At 64.7% G+C, this 25,189-nt stretch carries 22 protein-coding genes; 14 read left to right on the top strand and 8 right to left on the bottom strand.

Features of this window, described 5'->3' with window-relative positions; all coding sequences use genetic code 11:
- The first annotated feature begins 30 nt into the window (after positions 1-30).
- The 6 genes from AB0313_RS13245 (at position 31) to AB0313_RS13220 (ending at position 8,218) form a co-directional block, all read left to right on the top strand.
- Positions 31-1,764 (top strand): ABC transporter ATP-binding protein, encoded by a 1,734-nt coding sequence (locus AB0313_RS13245; protein ID WP_366306022.1) that lies wholly within the window; start codon positions 31-33, stop codon positions 1,762-1,764.
- Positions 1,761-3,839, top strand: coding sequence for an ABC transporter ATP-binding protein (locus AB0313_RS13240; protein ID WP_366306020.1), 2,079 nt, complete (start codon positions 1,761-1,763; stop codon positions 3,837-3,839). Before AB0313_RS13245 ends, AB0313_RS13240 begins: the two co-directional genes overlap by 4 nt.
- A gap of 38 nt (positions 3,840-3,877) precedes the next feature.
- On the top strand, positions 3,878-4,294 hold the full coding sequence (locus tag AB0313_RS13235; protein WP_141943389.1) for a thioesterase family protein: 417 nt from the start codon (positions 3,878-3,880) through the stop codon (positions 4,292-4,294).
- Positions 4,295-4,359: 65 nt separating this feature from the next.
- Positions 4,360-4,665: a PLD nuclease N-terminal domain-containing protein gene (locus tag AB0313_RS13230; protein ID WP_366306018.1), complete on the top strand. Its 306-nt coding sequence runs from the start codon at positions 4,360-4,362 to the stop codon at positions 4,663-4,665.
- 81 nt (positions 4,666-4,746) lie between these two features.
- The gene (locus AB0313_RS13225; RefSeq protein ID WP_366306016.1) at positions 4,747-6,978 is read left to right on the top strand and encodes an AAA family ATPase; all 2,232 of its coding nucleotides are present in this window, start codon (positions 4,747-4,749) and stop codon (positions 6,976-6,978) included.
- Positions 6,965-8,218 (top strand): restriction endonuclease, encoded by a 1,254-nt coding sequence (locus tag AB0313_RS13220; RefSeq protein ID WP_366306014.1) that lies wholly within the window; start codon positions 6,965-6,967, stop codon positions 8,216-8,218. Before AB0313_RS13225 ends, AB0313_RS13220 begins: the two co-directional genes overlap by 14 nt.
- Here the strand turns inward: AB0313_RS13220 and AB0313_RS13215 are convergent.
- Complete coding sequence (locus AB0313_RS13215) at positions 8,196-9,851, bottom strand: HAMP domain-containing sensor histidine kinase (RefSeq protein ID WP_366306012.1); 1,656 nt, start codon at positions 9,849-9,851, stop codon at positions 8,196-8,198. The two genes, AB0313_RS13220 and AB0313_RS13215, sit on opposite strands and share 23 nt — an antisense overlap.
- A 94-nt stretch (positions 9,852-9,945) precedes the next feature.
- On the opposite strand from AB0313_RS13215, the gene AB0313_RS13210 reads away from it, so the two are divergent.
- Positions 9,946-10,710, top strand: coding sequence for a response regulator transcription factor (locus AB0313_RS13210; RefSeq protein ID WP_174237535.1), 765 nt, complete (start codon positions 9,946-9,948; stop codon positions 10,708-10,710).
- Here AB0313_RS13210 and AB0313_RS13205 read toward each other — a convergent pair.
- Positions 10,683-11,093 (bottom strand): Hpt domain-containing protein, encoded by a 411-nt coding sequence (locus tag AB0313_RS13205; RefSeq protein ID WP_141943383.1) that lies wholly within the window; start codon positions 11,091-11,093, stop codon positions 10,683-10,685. The two genes, AB0313_RS13210 and AB0313_RS13205, sit on opposite strands and share 28 nt — an antisense overlap.
- Positions 11,094-11,333: 240 nt before the next feature.
- Here AB0313_RS13205 and AB0313_RS13200 point away from each other — a divergent pair, with 240 nt between their 5' ends.
- Positions 11,334-12,542, top strand: a complete 1,209-nt coding sequence (locus tag AB0313_RS13200; protein ID WP_366306010.1) for a glycosyl hydrolase — start codon at positions 11,334-11,336, stop codon at positions 12,540-12,542.
- Between the two features lie 108 nt (positions 12,543-12,650).
- Here AB0313_RS13200 and AB0313_RS13195 read toward each other — a convergent pair whose 3' ends face one another.
- The 3 genes from AB0313_RS13195 to bioB form a co-directional block, all read right to left on the bottom strand.
- Positions 12,651-13,142, bottom strand: coding sequence for a very short patch repair endonuclease (locus AB0313_RS13195; RefSeq protein WP_366306008.1), 492 nt, complete (start codon positions 13,140-13,142; stop codon positions 12,651-12,653).
- 19 nt (positions 13,143-13,161) lie between these two features.
- Complete coding sequence (locus AB0313_RS13190; RefSeq protein ID WP_141943377.1) at positions 13,162-13,596, bottom strand: pyridoxamine 5'-phosphate oxidase family protein; 435 nt, start codon at positions 13,594-13,596, stop codon at positions 13,162-13,164.
- Between the two features lie 324 nt (positions 13,597-13,920).
- The gene (gene bioB, locus AB0313_RS13185) at positions 13,921-14,940 is read right to left on the bottom strand and encodes a biotin synthase BioB (protein ID WP_366306006.1); all 1,020 of its coding nucleotides are present in this window, start codon (positions 14,938-14,940) and stop codon (positions 13,921-13,923) included.
- Positions 14,941-15,152: 212 nt separating this feature from the next.
- On the opposite strand from bioB, the gene AB0313_RS13180 reads away from it, so the two are divergent.
- From AB0313_RS13180 to AB0313_RS13165, 4 genes are all read left to right on the top strand, one after another.
- Positions 15,153-16,880, top strand: a complete 1,728-nt coding sequence (locus tag AB0313_RS13180; RefSeq protein ID WP_366306005.1) for a hypothetical protein — start codon at positions 15,153-15,155, stop codon at positions 16,878-16,880.
- A 194-nt stretch (positions 16,881-17,074) separates the two neighbouring features.
- Entirely contained in the window at positions 17,075-17,743 is a 669-nt protein-coding gene (locus AB0313_RS13175) for a DUF6318 family protein (protein WP_366306003.1), read from the top strand.
- A 110-nt stretch (positions 17,744-17,853) separates the two neighbouring features.
- Positions 17,854-18,672: a hypothetical protein gene (locus AB0313_RS13170; RefSeq protein ID WP_366306001.1), complete on the top strand. Its 819-nt coding sequence runs from the start codon at positions 17,854-17,856 to the stop codon at positions 18,670-18,672.
- A 130-nt stretch (positions 18,673-18,802) separates the two neighbouring features.
- Positions 18,803-19,873, top strand: coding sequence for an alkene reductase (locus tag AB0313_RS13165; protein WP_366305999.1), 1,071 nt, complete (start codon positions 18,803-18,805; stop codon positions 19,871-19,873).
- A gap of 234 nt (positions 19,874-20,107) precedes the next feature.
- On the opposite strand, the gene AB0313_RS13160 is transcribed toward AB0313_RS13165, so the two are convergent.
- Positions 20,108-20,425 carry a hypothetical protein gene (locus AB0313_RS13160; protein WP_366305997.1) on the bottom strand — a complete coding sequence of 106 codons (318 nt, stop codon included), beginning with the start codon at positions 20,423-20,425 and terminating at the stop codon, positions 20,108-20,110.
- A 130-nt stretch (positions 20,426-20,555) separates the two neighbouring features.
- On the opposite strand from AB0313_RS13160, the gene AB0313_RS13155 reads away from it, so the two are divergent.
- Positions 20,556-23,033 (top strand): Tex family protein, encoded by a 2,478-nt coding sequence (locus tag AB0313_RS13155; RefSeq protein WP_366305995.1) that lies wholly within the window; start codon positions 20,556-20,558, stop codon positions 23,031-23,033.
- A 45-nt stretch (positions 23,034-23,078) separates the two neighbouring features.
- Positions 23,079-23,423 carry a hypothetical protein gene (locus tag AB0313_RS13150; protein ID WP_366305993.1) on the top strand — a complete coding sequence of 115 codons (345 nt, stop codon included), beginning with the start codon at positions 23,079-23,081 and terminating at the stop codon, positions 23,421-23,423.
- Here the strand turns inward: AB0313_RS13150 and AB0313_RS13145 are convergent.
- Together AB0313_RS13145 and AB0313_RS13140 are read right to left on the bottom strand one after the other, a co-directional pair.
- Complete coding sequence (locus tag AB0313_RS13145) at positions 23,420-24,229, bottom strand: DUF2071 domain-containing protein (protein WP_366305991.1); 810 nt, start codon at positions 24,227-24,229, stop codon at positions 23,420-23,422. The genes AB0313_RS13150 and AB0313_RS13145 overlap by 4 nt on opposite strands.
- A 39-nt stretch (positions 24,230-24,268) precedes the next feature.
- Positions 24,269-25,048 carry an isocitrate lyase/phosphoenolpyruvate mutase family protein gene (locus AB0313_RS13140; RefSeq protein WP_366305989.1) on the bottom strand — a complete coding sequence of 260 codons (780 nt, stop codon included), beginning with the start codon at positions 25,046-25,048 and terminating at the stop codon, positions 24,269-24,271.
- Positions 25,049-25,189 lie beyond the last annotated feature (141 nt).

Below are 25,189 nucleotides of genomic sequence, written 5' to 3'. Positions count from 1 at the left end.
TTGTCGGTGGTCGTCACTAGAGTTGGGTCCATGCTCCTCACCCTGATACGGCGCTATTCCCAACCCTATGCGCCGTACATCCTGGCTGTCGTCATTTTCCAGCTCGCATCCACCATCGCCGCGCTCTACCTGCCCAGCCTGAACGCGCAGATCATCGATGAAGGGGTGGCTCGTGGAGACACCGATTTCATCTGGCGCACGGGTGCGCTGATGCTCCTGGTGGCGTTGGCGCAGGTGGCTGCAGCCATCGCCGGCGTCTACTTCGGTTCCAGGGCCGCCATGGCAGTGGGCCGGGACCTGCGCCGCGCAGTCTTCCGGAAGGTCACCAGCTTCTCGGCCAAGGATGTGAACGCATTCGGAGCTCCCACCCTGATCACCCGCGGCACCAACGATGTCCAACAGGTGCAGATGCTGCTGCTCATGGGGCTGAACTTCATGGTGGCCACACCCATCATGTGCATAGGCGGCATCGTCATGGCGCTCCGCGAGGACCTCAACCTGTCCTGGCTTGTCTGGGTGTCAGTGCCGCTCCTGGGCGTGGTGGTGGGCTACCTGGTGGTCCGGCTTATCCCGCTGTTCCGTTCCATGCAGCGGAAGATCGACCGCATCAACGCCGTACTGCGCGAGCAGATCATCGGCATCCGCGTCGTACGTGCGTTCGTGCGGGAACCCTATGAAACGGAACGTTTCGGCGCTGCCAACCAGGAGCTCACGGACGTGTCGCTCCGCATCGGCGCCCTGTTCGTCCTGATGTTTCCGGCCATCACCATGATCCTGCACCTCTCCACCGCCGCCGTGCTTTGGTTCGGCGGGCAACGGGTGGACGCCGGCGCCATGCAGGTGGGATCGCTGACCGCGTTCCTGCAGTATCTGCTGCAGATCCTGATGGCCGTCATGATGGGCACCTTCATGGCCATGATGATCCCGCGTGCCTCAGTGTGCGCCGACCGCATCGGTGAGGTGCTCGACGTCGAACCCTCCATCCACGAGCCCAGGCATCCGCAATCGCCGGCCTCGCTCGCCGGCGTGGTGGAGTACCGCAACGTCACCTTCGCCTACCCGGGCGCCGAGTCTCCGGTTCTCAGTAACATCAGTTTCACTGCCCGTCCCGGGCAGACGATCGCCATCATCGGGTCAACGGGCGCCGGCAAGACCTCTCTACTGTCCCTCCTGCCGAGGCTGTACGACCCCGTGGAGGGCCAGGTGCTGCTGGACGGAGTGCCCGTGGACCAACTTGACCGTGCCGAAATCACCAAACGCGTGGCCTTGGTCCCGCAGCGTCCCTACCTGTTCTCCGGAACCATTGCGCACAACCTGCGGTTCGGCAGGACCGAGGCAACAGACCAGGAACTCTGGAATGCCCTCCGGGTGGCCCAGGGCGACTCCTTTGTCCGGGAGAAGAAGAACGGGCTGGATTCCCGGATCGCCCAGGGCGGGACCAACGTTTCCGGCGGGCAGCGCCAGCGCCTCTGCATTGCCCGGGCCCTGGTCACCAAGCCGCGCGTCTACCTTTTTGATGACTCTTTCTCCGCACTGGACGTCGCTACCGATGCCCGGCTCCGTGCCGCACTCAAGGACACCACCACCGACGCCACGGTGATCATCGTGGCCCAGCGGATCTCCACCATCACCGGGGCTGACCAGATCCTGGTATTGGACAACGGACGGATCGTGGACCGCGGCACGCACGAGGAACTCCTTGAAACGTCGCCCACCTACCAGGAAATTGTCGAATCCCAACTGAGCGTGGAGGAAGTGGCATGAGGCTCCGGAAGAAGGACGCCGCTCCCGTGGAGGAGATACTGCTGCCCGCCCAGCCTGTTCCGGGGGAGGCCCAGCCCGCCACGCAAAAGCCGTCGGACGACGATTTCATCGAGGATGAATTCCAACCCACCGAAGCCGACGGCGGCATGTTCGGCGCCATGCCCGCCAAGAAGGCCCAGCACTTCTGGCCTTCCGCCAAACGGCTCATGGGGCTGCTGAAGCCCGAGGCCCCGGGCATCTCCGCAGTGGTGGGCCTTGTAGTCATTTCCGTGGTCCTCAACGTCATTGCCCCCAAGATCCTGGGCCAGGCCATGGACGTCATCTTCGCCGGGGTGGTGGGCAAACAACTGCCCGCCGGCGCGGGCAAGGAACAGTTTGTTGCAGGCCTGCGCCAGCAGGGCCAGGACAACTTCGCGGACATGCTGTCCAGGATGGAGGTGGTGCCCGGCACCGGCATCAACTTCGACAAGCTCACCATGCTCATTGCCATCGTCCTGCTGATGTACTTCGTGGCGAACATCTTCATGTGGCTGCAGGGGTACGTCCTGAACCGCATCGTCATGAAGGTCATCCGCCGGCTGCGCGACGACACAGAAACCAAGCTGAACCGCCTGCCGCTGAACTACTTTGACACCCGCCAGCGCGGCGACGTGCTGTCCCGGGTGACAAACGATGTCGACAACATCCAGCAGGCACTCCAGCAGGCGTTTGCACAGCTGGTCAACTCCGTGCTGACCGTGGTGGGCATCGTGATCATGATGTTCATCGTTTCCTGGCAGCTTGCCCTGATCGCCCTGGTTGCCCTGCCGCTGTCAGGGGTGGCAGCAGGCATCATCGGTGCCCGTAGCCAGAAACTCTTCGCTGCCCAGTGGAAGAACACCGGGTCACTGAACGGCCAGATCGAGGAATCCTTCTCGGGCCACGACCTGGTGCGCGTTTTTGGCCGGGACGCTGACATGCTGGCACGGTTCGAGGAACGCAACGAGGCGCTCTACAAGGCAAGTTTCGGGGCGCAGTTCGTGTCCGGGATCATCTTCCCCGTCATGCAGTTCGTTTCCTACCTCAGCTATGTGGGCATCGCCGTGGTGGGCGGTCTTCGCGTGGCATCCGGGGCCATGTCCCTGGGCGATGCCACTGCTTTCATTCAGTACTCCCGCGAGTTCACCCAGCCGCTGGGCCAGATGGCCGGCATGGCCAACATGCTCCAGTCCGGGGTGGCGTCCTCGGAACGAGTTTTCGAATTCCTGGACGCCGACGAACAGGACCAGGAGACCGCCACCGAACACCTGCCGGCCAAGACCGACGGGCACGTCGACTTCAGGAACGTCACCTTCAGCTACACCCCGGACAAGCCGCTCATCGAAAACCTCTCCTTTACTGCCGAGCCCGGCAACACCGTGGCGATCGTCGGTCCCACCGGAGCAGGCAAGACCACCTTGGTGAACCTGGTGATGCGGTTCTATGAGCTCAATTCCGGGTCCATCCTGCTGGATGGCGTGGACATCACCCACCTCAGCCGCTCCGAGCTGCGCTCCAAGGTGGGGATGGTCCTGCAGGACGCATGGTTGTTCGGCGGCTCCATTTACGACAACATCCGCTACGGCAACCTTGGGGCCACAGAGGAACAGGTCATGGCGGCGGCCAAGGCAACGTTCGTGGACCGGTTCGTCCGGGCCCTGCCCGAGGGCTATGACACCGTCATCGATGAAGAGGGCAACAACGTCAGCGCCGGCGAAAAGCAGCTGATCACCATCGCCCGCGCCTTCGTGGCCAACCCATCGCTGCTGATCCTGGACGAGGCCACCAGTTCCGTGGACACCCGCACCGAACTCCTGGTCCAGAAAGCAATGGCGGCCCTGCGCTCGGACCGGACCAGCTTCGTGATCGCGCATCGTCTCTCAACCATTCGCGATGCCGATACGATCCTGGTCATGGAGAACGGACGAATCGTGGAACAGGGCAACCACCAGGTGCTGCTGGGGGCGGGCGGTGCGTACCATCGCCTCTACATGTCACAGTTTGCGGGTGCGGACGCGGGGGAGACCGCGGATGATTCGACGGCGGTGCGCAGCTGAGCGCGCACGGCGGCCAGAGGATCGAAGTCCTGGTGCCCATGCGGTGGGGTGACATGGACGCTTATGGCCACATCAACAACGTCCAGATTGTGCGGATGCTGGAGGAAGCGAGGATCGCGGCCTTCGGGCCGCCGCGGGGAGCAGGGCTTCCGGGGATCGAACCTCCCGTGTCGTTGTTCAACGACGTCCCGGACGGAACCCTGGCGCTGGTGGTGGACCACAAGATCCGGTATGTCAGGACGCTGGAGTACCGCAACGTGCCGGCGGTGGTGCAGGTGTGGATTGGTGCCGTAAAAGGCGCGAGCTTCGATATCCACTACCTGCTCCAGGACCCTGTCACCAGGGAGGACTGCGTGAAGGCCAGCAGCCACCTCGCGTTCGTGGACGAAGCCACCGGCCGGGTGCAGCGGATTACCCAGGAACAAAAAGACCGGATGGCGCCCTACAGGCACTAAGACTCTGGTCAGGCCTGCACCGGACACATTGGACTGGAACAACCACCAGAGCGAAAGGAAGCCCGATGGCCCGGAACAAGAGCAAGGCCCCGAACAAGATGGCACTGAACAGGAGCAGCAGGAACAAGGCCCACGCAGGCAGGCAGAAGAAGACGTGGAAAGAGATGTCGCCTTCACGCAAGGCGGGCACCATCCTCGGCGCCGTGGCGCAGGTATCCCTGCTGGTTGCCGCCCAGCGGGACATCTCGCGCCGGCCTGCCGAGCTCATCAACGGCCCCAAGGTTGCGTGGCGGGCCGCGTCCTTTGTTAACTTCATCGGTCCCATGGGGTACTTCGTGTTCGGCAGGAGGCGGTCCGCCACCGGCAAATAGGCAGGTCCGGAACCCTGGCGGGGCAGGGGCGGCCAGGTGCCGTGGAGCGGGCGTCCAGCTTCACCCTGTAAATTTGAGGGCATGACCCCCACTGCCACTGCTGCCATGACCCGCGCCCTCGGCATCTCGAAGGAGATCGAGGACGCTGCATGGTTCGTGCTGGGGCCCGGCCTGCAGGGAAAAGCGTCACCCCTGGACGGCCGCACCAGGACCTGGTCCGTTCCGGCGGCCGCCGAGCTGCTTGACCGGCTGGACCGCGGCATCCCGGATCCAAAGGCCCCGATGATGACCAACCTCCGGGAGAACCTGGATGGTGCCACGCGCGGGGCCAAGCAGCTCGCCGTCGAGCTGCTGTTCCTGCAGTCACTGCCGCTGGCCCACGAAGTGAAGTCCCTGAAGGTCAAACGCGCCCGCGTGGCTGAAGCCGCCGGCTGGCTGGAACCGCCGCTTGAGCTCCCCGAGGAGCTGTACGCCGGCATGACGGACCACGGTGTGATCCGCGACCGGACCGCCGAGTTCAACTGGACCATCTGGGACCACCTCAAGTGGCTGTGCCGGTTTGTCCGGAACGTTGCGCAGCGCCCGGCCGCCGTGGTGCAGGCCGCCATCAAGGACCCGCTGCAGTTCCACCACCTGGCCGCGTCCACCCCGGAGGACCAGCCCGCCATCCGCCGCAGCATTGAATTCCTGGCGTGGCCCAGCTACTTCGAGCCCGTGGTGGCGGACGTGGAGCGGCAGGAGATCCGGGACGCGTTCGCCTCGCTGGTGGGCGGGGCCAACGGCGACACCGAAGAAGACATCACGGCCGATATCCACCGCATCCGCCGGCACCTGGACGAGCAGGCCGGCCAGCGCATCGACTGGTACTCCCGGCAACTGGTCAGCCAGTGGCGGAAGGTGGGCGACCCCGGCCGGCGGGCGTGGCTGCTGCGGACGCACAGCGACCATGCCGAGCTGCTCACCGCGTGGCACGGCGAGGAAAAGGTGACTCTCGACGTCGAACATCTCCGCCACCTGGACCCCGGCGTCACCGCCGGTGTGGTTCAGCACGCCGTGGACGAGGACTACAAGCACCTGGGCTACGTGGAGCGCGAGGACACCAAGACGGCGGTCTTCGCCTTCCTGACCGTCATGAAGCCGGGCGACCTGGTGCTGTACCAGCACGCCGGAACGGTACGCCTCGGCGGTGTGCTGGGGGAGCCCGAGTACAACGACGACAACCGCCGGCTGCGGCGCAAGGTGCGTTGGTTCGATGACGGCCACACCACCACCAGCCTGCCCCGGCACGTCCAGCGCCAGCTGGCCACCCCCGGCATCGTGGTGGACGTGACCCGCGTGGTCCAGGCGCTGCAGGCGCTGCTGCCGCCGGAAGCGGAGACCGAACCTGACGCCGACACGGAGGGCGCCGCCGTCGTCCCTCCCGTGCAGGAGGGCTTCCGCCCGCTGACCCGGGAGTTCGCCGCGTCGCTGCACATGGAACTGGAACCGCTGCAGGAGATCGCCGACCTGCTGGAGGAAAACCGGCAGCTGGTCCTCTACGGTCCACCCGGCACCGGCAAGACGTACCTGGCCAAGCACCTTGCTGCCGAGCTGGCGGACGACAGCACGGACGAGCGGGTCAAACTCGTCCAGTTCCACCCGTCGTACGCCTACGAGGACTTCTTCGAGGGCTACCGGCCGGACAAAACCGACGAAGGCCAGGTGTCATTCAAACTCGTGGCCGGCCCGCTGCGCCGGCTGGCGGAGGAAGCCGCGAAGCCCGGCAACGAGAAGAAACCGTACTTCCTGATCATCGACGAGATGAACCGGGCCAACCTGGCCAAGGTGTTCGGCGAGCTGTACTTCCTGCTGGAATACCGCGATGACCGCATCTACCTGCAGTACAGCCCCAATGAGCCGTTCACGCTGCCGGACAACCTGTACATCATCGGCACCATGAACACCGCGGACCGGTCCATTGCCATGATGGACGCCGCCATCCGGCGCCGGTTCTCCTTCATTGAACTGCACCCGCAGACCGAGCCGGTGAAGGGATCCCTCCACCGGTTCCTGCAGGCCCGCCAGCTCGACCCCACCCCGGCGCTGCTGCTGGATGCGCTCAACGGGGCCATTGACGAATGGGACCGCGACCTGATGATCGGACCGTCCTACTTCATGAAGGCCGCCGCCCAGACCCCTGCCGGGCTGCGCCGGATCTGGAAGTACGAGCTGATGCCGCTGCTGGAGGAGCATTACCACGGCCAGCTGACGCGGTCGCAGCTGGAGGAGCGGTTCGGGCTGGACCAGCTGCTGGGACGCATTGCAGCGCGCTGATCCCCGGGCGTCTGTTCGGCACCTGGTCCTGGACGAACTGTCCAGCGGCCTGGTGGAACGGCTGGACGCGCCCAGCGCTTCATTCCTGAACTCCAGCGGGCTGGCCAAGGCATCGCCCCTGGGCATGGGCCTGTACCGGATCGAGCCGGTGGGCAAGGTGGGGTCGGTGCGGACGCCGACCATCCAGCTGGACGTGCGGCCCAAGGACCGGCTGGGCCTCAGCCGGCTCCTGTTCCTGCTTAGCTACGCGGGGGAGCAGGGCTTCCGGCCCGGCCTGGTGGCAGCGGAGGAGGAACAGGACCTCTGGAGTGCGCTGGCCGAATCGCTGGCGCAGCTCGCCGAACGGGCCCTGGGCCGGGGTGTCCTGCAGGGCTATCTCACCGTGGACGAGTCGCTGCGTACGGTCAAGGGGCGGATCCGGATCTCCGACCAGATCTCCCGGCGCCCCGGCATGCTGGTTCCCCTGGAGGTGTCGTACGACGAATTCACCGAGGACATCGCCGAAAACCGGATACTGCGCGCCGCGCTTGAGCGGATGGGGCAGGTGCCTGGTGTCCGCCCCGAGGTGCTGGGCCGGCTGCGCCAGCTGAAGGGAAAGCTCGACGGCGTCACCCGCCTTCCGTCCGGCGCCCCGGTCCCAGCCTGGCAGGCCACCCGGATGAACCAGCGCTACCACGCCGTGCTTCGCCTGGCCGACCTGATCCTGCGGAACGCATCGGCGGAAGCCCGCGAGGGCAAGCAGCAGACGGCCTCGTTCGTCGTGGACATGGCGCAGGTGTTCGGGGATTTTGTGGGCACCGCGCTGCGCAGCGCAATGGCCGCGTACCCAGGGGAGCTGCGGCTGCGCTTCAACGTCCTGCTCAGCGAGGCCGTAAACGACGCCGACCGCCTGTGCGTGCGTCCGGACGCGGTCCACATGCTCGGCGGCCGACCTGTGGTGGCGTACAACGCCAAGTACAAGGCCGCCTCGGACGCCGGTGCCTCCCTGACGGCTGACCACTACCAAATGCTGGCCCACTGCACCGCTCTCGCCGTGCCCACTGCCTGGCTCGTCTACGCCGGCAAGGGTGAGGTCAAGCTCCGCCGCATCCTCAACACCGACATCGACATCGTGGAGTACCCGCTGGACCTCAGCCAGCCGCCGTCGGCCATTCTTGCCTCGATCCAGGAACTTGCCCGCCAGTCCTGGGGCGAAGTGGTTAGGGTGCGGGTGGGGACTACACCGGCACCCGGAACGTAAAGGTCGTTCCCTTGCCCAGGCTGCTGTCGACGCCAATGGTGCCGCCATGCGCCTCGACGATCGCTTTGCTGATGGGCAGCCCCAAGCCCACGCCGGGGATGGCCGTGCGGCGCACGCTGCTGGTGCGGAAGAACTTGGCGAACACCTCTGAAGCGTCCTCCGGGCTCATGCCCATTCCGGTATCCGAAACGTGACAGGCCAGGTGCCCGTCCTCCTGTGCCAGCGATACCACCACCTCACCGCCGTCGGGCGAGTATTTAATGGCGTTGGACACCAGGTTGTCCAGGACCTGGGAAATGCGGGCACTGTCCACGTGGGCCTCCAGCTGCTCCGGGGTTTCGGCCCGCAATTCCACTCCGGCGGCCGCCGCCCGTGGCATTGCCGATGACACGCTGCTGCGCACCAGTTCGGCCACGTCCACCGCATGGGGCATGACAATCAGCTGCCCGTTCCGGCTGGACAGCAGGTCCGAGACCAGGGTCAGCAGCCGCTCCGAATTCCGGCGGATGATCTCCAGCATGTCCCGCTGCGATTCGTCCGGCTGATCGGCGAGCAGGATCTCCACATAGCCAAGGATGGACGTCAGCGGGGTCCGGAATTCATGGGAAACGTTCGAGACGAAGTCGTCCTTGGCGGCCAGCGCGTTCACCAGATCCGTCACGTCGCTGAATACGATGACGGAGCCGGTGAAGTTGCCGTCGGAATCCTTCATGGCACGCGCCGTCGTCACCAGGGCGCGCTGGTCCTTCCCTTCACCCAGCCACACCAGGTAGTCCGTGAAGGTTTCGCCAAGAACGGCCCGCCGGACCGGGCGCTCCTGGACGGGGATCAACGTCTTCCGGTCCTGCCCAAAGACCAGCAGCTGGGACTCGTTGGGGTCCGCAATGTCTTTGGGCCGGGCCAGCTCATGGTTTGCGCGCTGCTTACGGTTCATGAGGACGTCGTGGCCGTCCGCATCCACGGCCAGGACGCCCAGGTGCACGGTGTCCAGAATGGTGTTGAGGAGTGATTCCTGGCGTTTGCTGGTGCGGAGGTTGGCCCGCAGCAGCTCGTCCTTCTCCTCCAGCTGCTTTTGCTGGCGCATCATGCTCAGGGTCAGGACGCTCACCGACACGCCGATGCCCAGCATCATGACCGGAAGCAACAGGGACCGCGCAAAATCCTGTGGATTGTGGTCGCCGTTCAGCACGAGCGGCACCCAGATGATGGCCAGCGGTCCCAGGAAGGACAACCACAGGGCCGCCCGCGCGTGGTATCCGGACGCACAGAACCAGATGACCGGAAACACGGCGAGCAGGCTGATCCCCGTCAGGCCGTCCTGGCCGCCTTCCCTGCCCGCGGCAATGGAGACGAAATCAAGCAGCGGGATGGCAAGGAAACTGGTGTAGGGCAGCCGGTCCCACGGGATGGCGTAGCACAGCACCATGATCGCCAGCTGCGAGACGAGGAACGCCACGAACAGGGGGTTGTTCATCGTGTCCGGGAAGAACGCCCACATCAGCGCGGCCGTCAGGATGGTGGTCACGAACAGGGGCATCTGGCTCATGGCCACCCTGTCCGTCAGGCGGTATTCGTGAAAGGGGCGCTTGAAAAACCGCAGCCGTCCCGATGACCAGGCCGTGGGGGTGGTCATGGCGCCGGGGACGCGGAAGTGGGGGTGTGCGGGACCATACCAGCAGGATATCCGCAGCCAGCTATACTTCTGACGTTGGCACTGAGGGGGCTCTATGAGTGAGGCACGTGTGGGTCTGGTCATCGAAGATGACCACGACATTCGGGAACTGGTTCGCACTGTGCTGACCCAGGCTGGGTTTGACGTCACCGTCGCCAGCGGCGGGGCGGAAGGCGTGCTGATGGCGAAGAGCCTTAACCCGGACGTCATCACCCTGGACCTGGGGTTGCCGGACATTGACGGCTTTGAGGTTTCCCGGCAGATCCGCGAGTTTTCCGATGCCTACATTGTGATGCTGACGGCCCGTACCGAGGAGCTGGACACCCTGATCGGGCTCGAGTCCGGGGCCGATGACTACCTCACCAAGCCGTTCCGCCCGCGTGAGCTGCGGGCCCGGGTGGCGGCCATGATGCGCCGGCCGCGGTCGGTTCCGGACCCCGCTGACGTGGCTGTTGACTCGTCGCCGGACAGCGCAGCACACCCCGAGCGTGGAAACTTCAGCCACAACGGGCTGGACCTGAGCTACGCCTCACGCACCGTCACCGTCGACGGCAGGGAGATGAACCTGACCCGTACCGAGTTCGAACTCCTCTATGCGCTCCTCGAAGCTGGCCGGACGGTGCGGACCAAGTCAGACCTGGTGCGCCGGCTCCGCGACGAGGATTACGACGTCGGCAGCTACATCAGCGAGGCCGACGAGCGCTCCGTGGAAGTCCACATGGGGAACCTGCGCAAAAAGCTGGGCGACTCCCCGCAGCAGCCGCGCTGGCTGCAGACCGTCCGCGGGGTGGGTTACCGCTTGGCACCGGGACAGCACTGAGCCTGCAACCGGTGCATGGTCTGCCTGCTGCACTGCGTGATGGGCCGCAGGAATGTGGCCGCGAGCCTGGGCAATACCACTGCCATGTCAGCGTGCCGGGCTTCGGCCCGGATCTCGTTCTCCAGTTCGAGCGCCAGTCCAGCCAGTCGCTCGGCTCCCACCATCTGGCTTGACGTCTTGAGGCTCAGGACGGCGTCCAGGGAGCCCTCAAGGTCACCGGTGGTCAGGGCCAGCCGCAGCCGGCCCAGCCGCTGTGGCAGGTACTCGATGAAGTTCCCCACGAAGACGCGGCTGTAGCCTTCTTCCTCTTCGAGTTCCTCCCGCAGCCGGTCCAGGACGGACTGGTCCACCAGCGGCCTGGGCGCATCGTCCGATGTGCTCATGACACTCCTTTCTGCTGGTGTTGCGGGCGGGGGAAACAGGGGTTTGTGGGGGTGGTGCCGAGTACTTTTTCAGGTTAGGACTGATGCCTTTTCCTGGCAGAAGACTCGGCAAGAATTGTGGCTTTCTTGATGGGACTGCGGATTTTTGCCCATAAAATCGAGGCCAATGCTTTCTGCATTGATGCCGTCTGCGGCCGTTGCCGCCTTTCAATCTGGGGATAGATTGCCGTGTTCCGAACCATGAGGACCTTATTTGTCGCGCTCATAGTCGGGGCTGGGTTGGCGCTGTCCATCGTCCAGCCGGCCAGCGCAGCCGCGTCAGCGCAAATCACGCTCAATCCGACCTCCGGGCCGGCCGGCTCAGCTGTCACAGTTGCCGGCACAGGCTTCAAGGCCACTACCACAGGCACCGTGATTGTGGGCTCCACTACCTTCGCGTTCCAAACCACATCAACCGGCGCCTTCAGCACCGGCATCACGATTCCCGCCGGGTCCACCGGGAACCTGACCATCACAGCCAAGACATCCTCCATCAAGGCCTCTGCCACGTTTGTGGTGCAGGCAGCTCCAGCCCCGCAGCCGCCGGCCGTAAGCACAGCAGCCTTGCGCTTTGGCGTGGCCACTGCCGGAGGACCGCTGGCCAGCACAGAGCTGGACGAGGTTGCCACCCTTGCAGGGGAAAGCCCGTCCATCGTGATGAGCTACAAGGACTTCCTGCAGTCTCCGCCGATTACCGAGATGGACGCTGTCCGTTCCCGCGGAGCAACACCCTTGGTCACCTGGGAACCCTGGGCATGGGGAGGCGGCGTGGACCAGCCGGCATACGCTCTGGCCCGGATCACGGCAGGTGACTTTGATGCGTACATCACCCAGTGGGGCCAGTCCTTCGCCGCTTGGGGCCAGCCGGTCATGTTGCGTTTTGCGCACGAGATGAACGGCAACTGGTACCCGTGGGCTGAGGGCGTCAACGGCAACCAGCCGGGAGATTACGTGGCCGCCTGGCGGCACGTGCATGACGTGGTCGCCGCCACCGGTGCTACGAACGTCCAGTGGGTTTGGTCGCCGAACGTGCCCTACTGGGGCTCCACCGACCTTGCCGGATTGTTTCCCGGGGCCGGTTACGTGGACATTGTGGCCCTGGACGGCTACAACTGGGGCACCTCACAAACCTGGAGCAGCTGGGTTTCCCCTGTGGATCTCTTCGCCCCCGGCATCTCGCAGTTGCGCAGCCTGGCACCTGGCAAGCCGGTCCTGATCGCAGAGACGGCGTCCAGCGAACTGGGCGGGTCCAAAGCCACCTGGAACACGGACCTGGTGTCCTACCTGGCTGCCCAGTCCGATGTGATGGGCTTCGTCTGGTTCGACATGCAGAAGGAAACAGACTGGCGCATCAACAGCAGTGATTCGTCTGCTGCTTTCAAGTCCGCCCTGTTGGCCCGAAGGAGCTAGGGGATAGGGTAGCTGCTCCGAAACTTCCAGTGGCTGCCTGATCGCGGCAACCCGTTTATCCTGCCTTGCCAGGATCAAGGCCACCCCCGGCAGCCGCTAAAGATTGCCTCAAGATTTCCCTGTCTGCCAGGCGCCGGCTTCGAGGAAGCGCACCAACTGGGTTTCGAGCGCTGAGTGGTTCTTCAGTTCGCACTCCCAGACTGTCAGCACTTCCCAGCCGGCGTCCTGCAGTTCGCGCCGCTGGCCCGCGTCACGCTCCCGCGTCCGGGTCCGCTTTGCGGCCCAGAAGTCGGCGTTGGCCTTTGGCGCGTGCAGCCCCACCCTGCACTCGTGGAAGTGCCAGAAGCAGCCGTTCACGAAGATCACCTTGCGGCGGCCGGCGAAGACGAGGTCCGGGTTTCCCGGGAGTTTGGCACCCCCGGACCGGCCGTGCAGCCGGTACCGGTAGCCCTTGGCGTGCAGGAGCCTCCGGACCAGCAGCTCGGGCTTGGTGTTCTTACCGCGGATACGGGACATGTTCCAGCTCCGCTGCTCAGGTGTGAGCCTGTCTGCGCTGGGCTTGTCTGCGGGGCGCTTGTCCACGCTGGAAGGGTCCGGCATCCTTCCAGTCTAGGAGTCCCTAGATCTCCCGTTCCGGTTGTTCGCCGAACACGAAGTGCCGTCCACTGACGGACTTGGGCTCGATCTCGACGTAGAAGTCTTTGAGCGTTGGAACCCAGGTCTTCAGGCCGAGTTCCTCGATAGCGGCGACCTCGTCCGAGTTGCTCAGCACCCGGGCTGTCCCCCGGAGGATGACCGACCACGCCTCCTGGGAGAGGATGCCGTCTGTCTCAAAAAGCACTTGGGCGTTGATTGTCAGCTGGGCGAGTTTATTGCCGGGCGCCGTGCGGAGATAAACCTTGCGGTGGGAGGTCACATAGTTCACGGGGAATATGTCAGGTTCCCCTGCGACGGATACCACCAACCGGCCGTGCTGGGTTGCCGCCAAAAGCCGCCACGATTGCTCGTCATCGAGTTCCAGGACGGGATTGCCGTCCGCGTGTTCAAACATCATGCGGCCATTCTTCCCAGCCGGGCAGGAACACACCAGAGGCCGGAAGGCCCGGTTACGAGGCGTTCCTTCCGTGCCGGGCACAGCTGGCCCACCACCCCGTTGGGGAAACCTGGACTTTGAGCCTGCGGCCGCAGAAGGCACAGTAGCGCGGGGGCTCAAGCTGGAGAAGGTCCGCGCACCTGGAGTGGTGGTACGACGGCGGTGCGTGGCCGCCGTCGTGCTTCTCCTCCAGGGACGCGTCATCCTGGGTGGGCTGAGGCTGAAGGAGGAGGCCGCAGAGTTCGCAGTATGGGGCGTCAGTTGCGTGCGACGGGTGCGGCGTGCTCATAGCGTCTTCTGCAGTTCCTTGATGGGCATGTTCAGGTCCACCAGGAGGTTGAGGTCGGCAGAGGCGGGGCGGCCCAGGGTGGTCAGGTAGTTCCCCACGATCACGGCGTTGATGCCACCAAGGAGGCCTTCCCGGGTGCCAAGGTCGCCGAGGGTGAGTTCCCTTCCGCCCGCATAGCGCAGTACGGTCCGGGGCATGGCCAGCCGGAAGGCCGTGATGGCGCGCAGGGCGTCCTTCCCGTCCATGACCTGCTGGTTTTCCAGCGGTGTGCCGGGCCTGGGGTTGAGGAAATTCAGGGGAACCTCGTGCGGTTCCAGCGCTGCGAGCTGGGCGGCGAGTTCGGCACGCTGTTCCAGGGTTTCCCCCATGCCTATCAGCGCGCCGCAGCAAAGCTCCATTCCGGCGTCCTTGACCATGGCACAGGTTTCCAGCCGTTCCTCATAAGTGTGGGTAGTGACCACGTGGGCGAAGTAGCTGCGCGCGGTCTTGAGGTTGTGGTTGTAGCGGTGCACACCCCACGAAGCCAACTGGTCCACCTGCTTGCGGGCGAGCATGCCAAGGGAGCAGGCAATGTTGATGTCCACTTCCTGCCGAATCCGGTCGATGGCAAATTTGATCTGGTTCATCAGCTTGACGTCGGGCCCCCGGACCGCTGCCACGATGCAGAACTCGGTCGCCCCGGTCGCGGCTGTTTCCTTTGCGGCCTTGACCAACTCCGGAATATCCAGCCAGACGCCTCGGACGGGGCTGTCGAAGACGCCGGATTGGCTGCAGAAGTGGCAGTCCTCCGGGCAGCCGCCTGTCTTGATGGAGACGATGCCCTCCACTTCCACGTCCTCCCCGCAGTGGCGCAGGCGCACCTGATGTGCCAGGTCAAGGGCAGCCGGGAGGGCGTCATCGGGCAGTCTCAGGACGTCCACAAGTTGTGTCTCCGTCAGGCCGACGCCCTGTTCAAGGACCTGCTGGCGGGCTGTTTCCAGGATGGGGTGCTCCACGGAATGATGCGGAATGGTCATTGCCGTCCTTTTGCTCGGGATAAGTCTCCTCCGACGCTAGTTCGGCCGTCGCGGGCCAGTTTTGTTGGGTGGGAACAATGCCGGCCCCACCGTTTTGTTGACAAGTCCAGTCAAGGCTTTACACGGCAGAAACAGGACGGTGATCGGGCTGTCTTTTGGGATGGATAGCGTCAGTCGCAGAATCCCGGACCCAAACGAAAGCGACGCACCCCATGGGCAACGACTTGGAAACAACCCAACTGCTGGAACCGGGGGCACCTGGTGGTGCCGCCGTCGTCGGACATCCTCCGGCAACCCCGACGGCGGCCAGCACGGCCGCGCTCAACGCCACGAAGGAAAGCCTTGAGGATTACACGCTCCGGTTCGCTCCGCGGTCCTACCGCAAGTGGAGCGCCGGGGTGGTGGCCACCAGCGCACTCGGGGGTATCGCCTACCTGGCCGACTTTTCGATCGGTGCGAACATCGGAATCTCCTACGGCACGGTCAACGCGATCCTGGGGATTGTGGTGGCAGCCGTCGTTATCTTCGCGACGGGGTTTCCGCTGGCCTACTACGCCGCGCGCTACAACATCGACCTGGACCTGATTACCCGCGGCTCCGGCTTCGGCTACTACGGCTCGGTGGTCACCAACGTCATCTTCGCCACGTTCACGTTCATCTTCTTCGCGCTCGAGGGTTCCATCATGGCGCAGGGGCTGGAGCTGGGACTCGGCATTCCGCAGTGGCTGGGGTACGCGGCGTCAACCATGGTCATCATCCCGCTGGTAATTTACGGGATGAACACGCTGGCCAAGCTGCAGGTGTGGACCACCCCGCTGTGGCTGCTGCTGATGGTGGTTCCCGTGGGGTACCTGCTGGTCTCCCATCCGGAAAGCATCGACAGCTTCTTCGCCTACACGGGCGCATCCGGGGACGGCGGACCGAACCTGGCGTCTGTAATGCTCGCGGCGGGTGTGTGCCTGTCCCTCATGGCGCAGATCGCCGAGCAGATCGACTACCTCCGCTTCATGCCGCCCCGCACCGATGCCAACCGGTCAGCGTGGTGGCGCGCGGTGATCCTTGCCGGTCCGGGCTGGGTGATCTTCGGGGCTGTTAAGCAGACCGTGGGCATGTTCATTGCCATCTACCTGATCGCCACGCTCGACCCCGCCGCTTCCGCCACCGCCAATGAGCCCGTGCACCAGTTCCTGGGCGTCTACCAGGAGATGATGCCGGCGTGGCTGGCCATGACCCTGGCCGTGGTGCTGGTGGTCATCTCCCAGATCAAGATCAACGTCACCAACGCGTACTCGGGCTCGCTGGCCTGGACCAACTCCTTCACACGCATCACCAAGACGTACCCGGGCCGGATGGTGTTCGTAGTGGTCAACCTGCTGATCGCGCTGGTGCTCATGGAAGCGAACATGTTCGACTTCCTCAACACCATCCTTGGGTTCTACGCCAACTGCGCCATGGCGTGGGTGGTCACCGTGGCGTCCGACATCGCCATCAACAAGTACCTCCTCAAGATTTCCCCGAAAGTGCCGGAGTTCCGCCGCGGCATGCTGTACGCCGTGAACCCGGTGGGCTTTGTGTCCATGCTGGTGTCGGCGGGGGTCTCCATCGCGGTGTTCTTCGGGGCGTTTGGTGCCATGATCCAGCCGTATTCACCCATCTTCGCGGTGGGCCTGGCGCTGGTGCTGCCGCCGGTCCTGGCGGTACTGACCCGCGGGCGGTACTACCTGCGGCGTGCTGACGACGGAATCGATCTGCCCATGTTCGATACCGACGGGAACCCCAGCGACGCCAAGTTGCTGTGCCACGTGACCGGGTTGGAGTTCGAACGTCCGGACATGGTTCGTTCCGCCCAGGACGCTCCCGACGGCGGCCCCCAGTATGTTTCATCGCTCGCCCTGTCGACGGATAAGACGGGGGAATTGGTGCTGCCGAGCCAGCAATAAATTTGTTTCCATCCCAGGGGAAGCCGGCGCAGCTTTTGCGCCGGCTTCCTTTTTGACTTCTGTGCGTGCGGCTGTGGTGCTACAACGGTGGCGGTGCCTGTGGATAAGTTTGATCGCGAAATTGTGACGTGGGCTACCCTTAACTCACTGTTCGGAGCAAGCCGTCTTGAAACTACTGGGGGAAATAGCGGCCCATGACATTACAGAACTTCCTTACGTCCCTCGCTGTGCCGACGGGAGCCTTTCGCTCCGGCGCAGGAGCATTGTTCGTCGCTGTTGCGCTCGGCCTGACCGGGTGCGCGGGCGGAGCCCCTGCAGATCCCGGCTCCACGTCGCCTCCTACAACAGACGGCGCAACGAGCACCCCGTCTGCCACTCCCACCCCGACACCCAGCGCTGTCTACAAGCCCGCCGACGCGTCAGGGCCCGCCCAAAACGTCCCCGTTCCTGTGCTCCCGGAGGTCGCTAAGACGGAGACGAAGGAGGGTGCAGAGGCCTTTGTTCGCTTCTGGTATGAGACTTTGAGCTTTGGTTACGAAACGGGCGATACGGCAAGTCTAGAAAAAATCAGCGGGCCTGGCTGCGTCTTCTGCAAAGGGCTTAGAGACGGTATAGCCGAAGCTTGGAGTGATGGTCGTTGGATATCAGGTGGGAAGATTCAGACACCTGCGATCACTGCCACGATCGAACCGGGAACGGAACCATTCGCGGTGGTCCAGGTCATTCAATCAACAATCGAGATCAGGAAACCTGACGGAACCCTGCTTCAAAAACCAACTCCTGCCACCAACACAGGTAGCAGGGCCGGCATCACGTTCGGGGCGTCCGGATGGACAATGACAGACCTCGGACTAATCCGGTAACTGAAATGCGGGCACCGGGACCAAAGATTCTGTCTGTAGTTTTGCTCCTCCTAGCTGTCGCGCCGTCTGTTGCGTACGCGGACGTCGCGGTGGGTTATGAGGACAGGGGCTTGACGGTTGGCGCTGACCAATGGGTAAAGGATTCAGACAGCGGGAAGCTAGTACGCGCCGAACCAGGCGCGGTAAGCACCGACCCCAACGAGTACAAATACGAACTCCAGTGCCACCTCGGTGGAGGAGACTTTGACACTCCCTGCCTCGCACGCCAGCTCGACTGCAAGGACCGGGAGGACGGCGCCAAGGGCATCCCCGTCACGTGGCTGTCCCGGCCCCGAGGCGTGCCAGGCGCGGTTTGGGCACATCATTCGGGACCGACCTGCCTTTACGATCCAAAGCCTGAAGACCTGTTGCCCCGGATCGCCGCGGACATCCAGCGGCAGTTCCAGAACCTCCCGGTCAGTGCAGGGCAGGTCGTCGCGCAGCCCAGCCCGAACACCCTCCGCGGCGCAGAAACGAACTTCTATGCCGACGCAGTTGAGCAGCAGTTCGATATCACCATGTTTGGCCAGAAAGTTCACGTGGTGGCCACGCCAGTCCAGTACACCTGGAACTATGGGGACGGGACGGTATTCGGGCCGCAACCATCGATGGGGGGCCCGTTGCCCCAGGACCGATGGGGTGAGAAGACGCGGACCAGCCACGCCTACGGTGCCACGGGAGATTTCCAGGTTGTCCTGACCACCTCATTCCAAGGCACCTATTCCGTGAACTCCGGGCCGCCGCTGCAAATCCCGGGCCAGGGCCAGTTCAGCGCCCCGCCGCAAACCATCAGTGTGTGGCGCTCGCTCACCCGCAACTACGCCGACGACTGCCACGTGAATCCGCAAGGCCAGGGCTGCCCGGGTGTCGGAGCCGGGGGCGTCCGCTGAGAGCCGCAGAACGGTAGGCCCGACCACCGGATACTGTGATCCCCGTCGCATGAGCGCGATATCGGAATAGTTGCACGCGCCCCACAGTTGGCATAGGCAGTACGTTTTCAGCCTCTGAAAGGAACTGCGCATGCTGTTTTCCCCGCTCACCCTCGGCGAACTTGAACTTCCCAACCGCCTGGTGATGGCGCCCCTGACCCGCCTCCGCGCCGGCGAAAAGGGAATCCCGGGCCCGCTGCTGGTCGAGCACTACCGCCAGCGCGCTTCCCTCGGCCTCATTGTCAGCGAAGGAACGTACCCCACTCCTGCAGGCCAGGCCTACCCGGGACAGCCGGGAATCGTGACCCAGGAGCAGGTTGCCGGCTGGAAGAAGGTCACCGACGCGGTCCACGCCGAGGGCGGCCGCATGTTCGCCCAGATCATGCACGGCGGCCGGGTGTCCCACTCCGACATTACCGGTGGGCTTCCCATCGTTGCTCCCAGCGCTGTGGCAATCGACGGCGTCGTCCGGACTCCCGCCGGCAAGCAGCCGTACCCGGTTCCGCACGCGCTGACCACCGACGAGCTGCCCATGGTCATCCAGGAAATCGTCAACGCGTCGCTGAACGCCATCGAGGCAGGGTTTGACGGTGTGGAACTGCACTCCGCCAACGGCTACCTCCTGCACGAATTCCTGGCCCCGAACTCCAACGTCCGCACCGACAGCTACGGCGGGTCGCCGGAAAACCGGGCCCGCTTCGTCATCGAAACGGTCAATGCTGTGGTGGCTGCACTCGGTGCGAACCGGGTGGGGCTGCGCATCTCCCCGGAGCACAACGTCCAGGGCATTGCCGAGACTGACGCCGCAGATGTCCGTGCCACCTACGAAGTCCTGGTGGACAGCATCGCCCCGCTCAACCTGGCCTACCTGAGCATCCTGCACCACGAGCCAACCGGTGAGCTTGTCCAGGACCTCCGCGCACGCTTCGGCGGCACCTTCCTGGTCAACACCGGCTTCGGCGTGATCACCACACGGGAAGAAGCCGAAAGCCTGGTCGACGGGGGACACGCTGATGCGGTCGTCGTTGGCCGGCCCGCCATCGCCAACCCGGACCTTGCCCGCCGCTGGAAGGAAAGCCTTCCGCTCAACGAGCCCGACGCTTCCACGTTCTACGCCGAGGGCGCCACCGGCTACACGGACTACCCGGTGTACCAGGGCTAAAGTAGGGCCCACCGGCCAACCGCATCAAAACGACGACGGCGGCACCCACCACGGGTGCCGCCGTCGTTGGCTGTCTGGGGTGCTGGTCCCGGGCAGCGGCGCCGGAGGCCATCCGACGACCCCCGGCTGAAGACTCATGTGGCCCGCCGGACTCCAACGGAAGCCGGCGGTGATCAGATGCTACTCCAACGAATGGACTCTTACCAGAGCCAGTTTCCGGACCGGGCAAACTGTCTAGAGCACGGCTTCGCGGCCGGTGCCTTCCTTCATCTGCAGCCGCCCGTCCTCAATGGAGACCAGCACGCTCTTAGGCTTGCCACTGACCTTGGTAATGGCCTTCAGTCCCCGGTTGGTGACCTCCACTCCCACCTGGGCACCCTTCGCCGGCAGCTCCACGGACACCTCCGACGCGATGCCCAGCAGGGGATTCGTGGAGACGCCCACTTCCCTGCGCACCTCCTTGCCGTTGACGGTCATGGTGATGTTGGCGTCCTCGAACCCCTCCTGAAACACCACAAGCAGCTCCCGCATGACGGCCTCTTCCTCGAACACGGAACGCCAGTAACGGCATGTCCACTACAGCACTTTGCAGGGCCCAAAGGAATACCCTCTCCCAGCCGCGCCATCCACATAGAGGCAGCGTCCGGTGGAGCCCGGCAAGCCGGTAGGGCAAGATGTTCTGGTGACTCAAGTGCCTGCACCTTCTCCCGTTCCCACTTCCTCCGATGCCTCGGAGGAACACGCGATCTTCACGCAGATCGCGGCAGAGCTGGGCGTGAAGGCCTGGCAGGTGAAGGCGGCGGTGGAACTGCTCGACGGCGGGTCAACAGTGCCGTTCATCGCCCGGTACCGCAAGGAAGCCACCGGGACGCTGGACGACACCCAACTCCGTGACCTCGACGAGCGGCTCCGCTACCTCCGCGAACTCATGTACCAGCGTCGCGCCGTTCTCGAAGCGATCGAGGCGCAAGGACAACTGACGCCGGAACTGCGCGAGGCCGTCCTCGCAGCAGACACCAAATCACGGCTCGAGGACATCTACCTGCCGTTCAAGTCCAAGCGCCGGACCAAGGCCCAGATCGCCCGGGAAGCGGGCCTTGAGCCGCTGGCGGACTCGCTGCTCAAGCGCCCGGACCTGGATCCCGAGCGTGAGGCCGGAAAGTACCTCAACAGCGAACACTCAATTGGTGACGCCGCTGCCGCGCTGGCGGGCGCGCGGGCCATTCTGGTCGAGCGGGTAGCGCAGGATCCCGACCTCGCCGCGAACCTCCGGGACCGGATGTGGACGCAGGGCCGGATGGTGTCGCGCGTCAAAAAGGGCAAGGAAGCGGAAGGCCAGAAGTTCGCGGACTACTTCGAGTTCGCCCAGTCGCCAGATCGCATGCCTTCGCACCGGGTGCTCGCGCTGTTCCGCGGCGAGAAGGACGGCATCCTTGAGTTGGACCTTGCCGAAGCCGACCCGTCCGACGACGCCGCCCTCACCGCCGCCCGCGCCCGCTACGAGTCCGCTGTGGCCAGGTTCCTCGGGGTCGCTGACCGCGGCCGGGCCGCCGACGCGTGGCTGATGCAGACTGCACAGGTGGCCTGGCGCACCAGGGTGCTGGCACGCCTCACCTCGGACCTCCGCTCCAGGTTGTTCATGGCAGCCGAAGACGAAGCAGTCCGGGTGTTTGCCGCCAATCTGAGGGACGTGCTGCTGGCCGCCCCGGCGGGAAACCGTCCCACGCTGGGCCTCGATCCGGGGCTGCGGACCGGCGTGAAAGTTGCTGTGGTGGACGGTACCGGCAAGGTGGTAGCCACTGACACGGTCTACCCGCATGCACCGGCACGTAAATGGGACGATGCCCTGGCCACTCTGGTCCGTTTGGCGCGGCAGCACGCCGTCGAACTCGTGGCCATCGGCAACGGGACGGCGTCCCGGGAGACGGACAAGCTCGCCGCCGAACTGATCAAACTGCTGCCCGAAGTGGACCGGAAGCCGCAAAAACTCGTGGTGTCCGAAGCCGGCGCGTCCGTGTACTCCGCCTCGGCGCTCGCTGCCGCCGAACTGCCGGGAATGGACGTTTCCCTGCGCGGGGCCGTCTCCATCGCCCGACGCCTGCAGGACCCGCTCGCGGAGCTGGTCAAGATCGACCCCAAATCCATCGGCGTGGGCCAGTACCAGCACGACGTAACGGCATCAAAACTGGACCGCAGCCTGGATGCCGTGGTGGAGGACTGCGTGAACGCCGTGGGGGTGGACGTCAACACGGCGTCGCCCGCGCTGCTAAGCCGGGTGGCCGGCGTCGGGCCCCTGCTCAGCGAAAGCATTGTGGCCTACCGGAACGAACATGGACCCTTCAAGAAGCGGACCGACCTCAAGAAGGTGCCGCGGTTGGGCGCCAAGGCGTTCGAGCAGTGCGCCGGGTTCCTAAGGATCACCGGGGGAGCGGAGCCGCTTGATGCCTCCAGCGTGCACCCGGAGTCCTACGCGGTCGCGCGGAAGATCCTGGTGGCCGCCGGCCCGGCACCCGCGTCGTCCCTGGACCCGCACAAGTTCGTGGACCATACCGTTGGCCTGCCGACCGTCAAGGACATCCTCGCCGAGTTGGACAAACCGGGCCGCGACCCGCGTCCTGCCTTCACTACCGCAACCTTCTCCGAAGGAATCGAAAAGATCTCGGACCTGCGGCCGGGCATGGTTCTCGAGGGAACGGTGACCAATGTTGCCGCCTTTGGCGCATTCGTGGACGTGGGGGTTCATCAGGACGGCCTGGTCCACGTCTCGGCCCTGTCCAACCGCTTTGTGTCCGACCCGCGCGAGGTGGTGAAATCCGGGCAGGTCGTCCGCGTCAAGGTCCTGGAGGCTGACCCGGACCGGAAGCGCATCTCCCTGACACTAAGGCTCGACGACGAACCTGCCGCCGTCGGTTCGGGTTCCAGCCGCCGTCCTTCCGGACAAGGCACGACGGCGCCGGCCGGCCAGGGCAAGCCGGGCGGGCAAGGGAACCGTGGGGGAGCGGCGGACCAAAAGGCTGGGCGCAGCGGCCGGCCGGACCGGCAGCAGCAGGGAAAGCAAGTGCCGGGCAGCGGCGGTAGCGGTGGACGTCCCGCCCCGAAACCCCAGCCCGTCAACACCGCAATGGCCGAGGCGCTGAGGAAGGCTGGGCTGGGGAAGTAGCGGAGTGGGCTTTTGGTGCGGACGGCTTTTCTGCGAGGGTGGGGTATGACCTATTTCCTGGAGTACAGCGTTCCTGCCGTCCCTGGCGAAGCCGAATTCGAGTTCCCGCACGACGAAATCAACTCCGGCACGACGGTCCCCCTCACCCAGACACACGCCGAACGTGTGCATACGCCCGATCTGCCGGCGCGGACCGGAATTATCGGTGCCACCGTACCCGAAGCGAAGCTTGAGGCTGAGCAGTTGATCACCCACAGCCGTGCGTCAACAGCGTCCTTGTACTTCGACCCTTCCAACTCTCTGCAGTCAGGGATTGGCACGTTGGTCAGTACCTACACGGAGGGCAGCGGCTGGCAGGACGTTCAGGACGTTCAGGACGCCACTTTCTAGCCGCCGTTTCCGAGCAGGCGCGGCCTGCCGAACCTCGTCCGGACCCCTGGCGAGTACAGGACAGATTCCGGCGGCCCGCTAACGGGGATGCCCGCCGCTCCGACCAATTCGTCGGTGATTTGGTGGACGTCAGCCTCGAAGAGTGGCCACTCGTGGTGGGTATTCGGAACGTAAATTGTCCTGCCGTGGAACCGGCCGTGCATCCCGAACCTGGCGGTCAGGAAGATGGACAGCGGATCGCTTGCTGCGGTGCGGAGCCTGGGGATCACAGTGAAGTCGCTTCGTGCCCCTGAGCCGCCGAACCTGTGGACGGAATAGCCCAGGGGAAAGTCACCGGCACGGCTGCCGCCAGCGGCTTCGCCGGTGGTCCCCTGGACCTGGCCGCCGTTCCCGGGAAAGGGCGGCCAGTGCCGGATCCGCGACCACACGTAGGGGATTCCCGCTGCCCTGGTGGCCAGGACAACGGGCAGCCGATTTGCATCCAGGGTCAGGAACACTACCCCGCGGGTCCCGTCCGGCTCCCGCGAGTAGAGCCGGACGTTGACCTCGTTGAAGCTTCCCAGGTAGGGGATGCCGGGTCCGCGTCCGAGCCCGGCTTGCTCCATGCGGAATCCGATAAGGCCAACCCACGAGCTGCCGTCGAACACATCCGGTTGTACACCGTCAGGCATGAAGCTGGCAGCCAAGGCTTCCGGAATGCGCCAGTGGAGGAAGACGGCGTCGAGCCACCGTTGGTCCGAGAACACCGGCTGCGGCAAGGCGGCCGGCAGCGGCCACAGTTCTGCTGCACTCAAGTTCCTCGTCAAGGTCTTTGGCTCCTTTGCTCGGTACGGCCGCGGTAGCCGCTAGTTCAACTGACGCGTGTTCTCAGGGAGCTGGCCACCTGCAATAAGCCCGGCGGCGGCGTCAGCCAGCGCGGTCAGGGCGACCCGCTGCGTCCAGGGACCGTACGAGATGCGGGCGACGCCCAATTCCTGCAGTCTGGCAGGCGGCAGCGATCCGGGGACGTTGATGACAGAGATCTTGTTCCAGCCGATGCCTTCCACCAGGGCAGCCACCGTCGTTTCGTCCAGGAGGCCCGGGACAAAGACCGTGGTGGCACCTACGTCCAGGAATGCCCTTCCGCGTTCGATGGCATCCGCCAGTACGTCACCGGGCTCCCGGTCCCTGCCTTTCAGGAAAGCGTCGGTTCGGGCGTTCAGGACGAAGTCAATTCCCTCAGCAGCGCCGGCGTGAACGACGGCTGCCATCTGGTTGACGGCGTCTGTCAGCGGCCGCATCTGGTCCTCGATGTTTGCCCCGACGATGCCCACTCCCATGGCCTTGCGGGCGGTCTCGCCCGGATTGCCGTAACCGGCTTCAAGATCCGCGCTTACCGGCAGATGGGTGGCTGCGGCGATGCGGCCCACAAAGCTGATCATCTCGTCGACGGGAATGTTCTCACCATCCTCGTATCCCAGCGTTGCGGCGATTGAGTGGCTTGCTGTGGCGAGGGCAGTGGTTCCGGGAACTTCGGTGATGACTTTGGCGGTGATGGCGTCCCAGACGTTGACCAGCTGGAGGATCCCGGGGGCGCGGTGGAGGCGGAGAAGTTCCGAGGCTTTGGCGCTGCTGGATTCAGTCATGCGTGAAGCCTAACCGACGGCTCTCACCAGTGATCATTCTTGTGGATGGGGTGGTGGGGGTGGTTTGAAGTAGTGGTTTTGTTGGGGTGTTTGGGTGGGGTCGATGTGGGGTGGCGGGATGAATGTGGGTGTGTTGTGGGT

The sequence above is a fragment of the Pseudarthrobacter sp. NPDC080039 genome (genome assembly GCF_040702335.1).
Taxonomy (GTDB): Bacteria; Actinomycetota; Actinomycetes; order Actinomycetales; family Micrococcaceae; genus Arthrobacter; species Arthrobacter enclensis_A.
This window is presented reverse-complemented; position numbering and strand designations above follow the sequence as displayed.